The sequence below is a fragment of the Companilactobacillus keshanensis genome, assembly GCF_003946205.1.
GTDB lineage: Bacteria > Bacillota > Bacilli > Lactobacillales > Lactobacillaceae > Companilactobacillus > Companilactobacillus keshanensis.
The window spans coordinates 1-1,891 of sequence record NZ_RHOS01000043.1 but is presented as its reverse complement, the minus strand read 5'-3'; the positions used below and the strand labels follow the sequence as shown (position 1 = coordinate 1,891).

Here is a 1,891-nt window from a genome sequence, read left to right as displayed (position 1 = left end):
CGAACACAGAAGTTAAGCTTCTTAACGCCGAAAGTAGTTGGTGGGAAACTACCCGCAAGGATAGGTAGTTGCCACGCAATTCTAAAAGGAAGGACAAATGTCCTTCCTTTTTTTTGCGCTTTTTTAATGATGTTGGCTGCCTCTCAGCGGCCATTAATTCAAATAGCACACAATAGTTTACTAGTTGAGTGACCGGACTAAGAATGACACCTGTGCATTCTTAGTAAGATTCATATATGGTTACCAAAAGAATACGCTTAATGATTATTAATAAAATCTATATATCAGTGAGGTTCCAAAATGGTCAAAGTAGGTACATTCATTTTGAAATGTGCTCATTTTGCCATACAGACTAATGATGACTATGATTTAAAATCTACGCGTCTGTATTCAAAACAGAAGGACTAGTCACGTCAATAATCATTTTCCATTAAATCAATAGCATATAATTTATATATTTTTCACTTATCTTTTAAATGGTCTTGATTGACCTAGTATATTGACAACCATCTGAATAATAAGTCATTTGATTGGTTTTTACGTTGATCATAAATATCAACTTTAGTTTTTAATGATAGTGGTTTCCCAATAAGAATCTTAAATGATAAATAAAATTTGTTATCGATCCTATGTCAAACTAATATGGAGCCATCTTTCAAAATGATGTTATCATTGATTTACTAATCTAAAGAGGTAATTAATAATATGCGTCAAACTCGATATAAAGAGAAATCTCACAAAAAGGGAATTATTCTTACACTGGTTACAATTCTAGTTCTAATTATTCTTTGTATTGTGTTCTTTTTCCCTATAAACAATACAATTAGAAATATCAGCGGTGGAAATGATACGGCCTCTGATAAGTTGGTAAAAGATGAATTAGTCAAGAAAGTAGAATCAACTAGAAATGGGGATCTTCAACATGATAAAAAAGTCTCTGAAGTTTCTGAGAAATTAAAAAATACCAAAATGTCAGATATTATGAAATCAGCAGGTAATCAATCCAAAGCTGCAAAAACATTAAATGAAAATACTACCTTATCTTCATCAGATTCTAAAAAAGTTGCAAAGGAAGTTTTTTCAAATAGTAAATATGCTGGTTTGAGAAAATCTGTAGGTGATGGAAATTGGTATTCAGCCTATAATCAATATAGGTCATTATCGAATGATGGTTCAATCACTGAACTAAAGAATAGTATTTCCAAATAGAAGTCCATGCCCGATGATTGGATCTTGCTTCCAGTTGTCGGGTTTTTGTATGCATTGATTCCATTTGCAGATTCAATAGGATCATTCTTTTTTTATAGATACCATGTCAAAGCATTTAATTGTTCCTAGTGGCAACTCGTCTATTATGCCGATAGACATTCATGTTGACTAAGATAGCGTTACTTTCTAGGTAAGAGATTATTACTTTGAAATCCTAGTACAAGTAATACGAGATACAGAATGGCAAGCTTGATTATTTTAGACCAGTATTTTGATCTTGATAAATTCTAGTTTATTTTGTGTGATGCGCTGTTTGAATATAGGATGTACCAGAAGGATTCTTGTTAGTTTGTTAATGGTATTTGAATGTCATATAGCATATTAAATTTACAATTATTTTGAGTCGAAATTTGTATATGAATTTATTCAGAATATCATTGTATTAGTGTACTTAGGATTGATGTTCAGCATTCGATTAGAATAGACTATTTGAAATATTCATGAATTAATTAGGCAAATGTAATGACAACGCTTATAATTTATACTATAATTTTAATTGCTAGATATCTTTATGTGAGAGATAAATAAGTACCCTTTGAATTATTTTAACTTTTTTTATAAAAGTACTTGCAAAGGTGTTACTTAACTAGTAATATATTACCTGTTGTTGCGACAGAGCAAC

1 protein-coding gene is annotated in these 1,891 nt (G+C 30.7%); it reads left to right on the top strand.

The genetic code is table 11. From position 1 onward, the window contains the following. Positions 1-705: 705 nt before the first annotated feature. Positions 706-1,209 carry a hypothetical protein gene (locus tag EKM64_RS11285; protein ID WP_125678571.1) on the top strand — a complete coding sequence of 168 codons (504 nt, stop codon included), beginning with the start codon at positions 706-708 and terminating at the stop codon, positions 1,207-1,209. Positions 1,210-1,891: the final 682 nt, after the last annotated feature.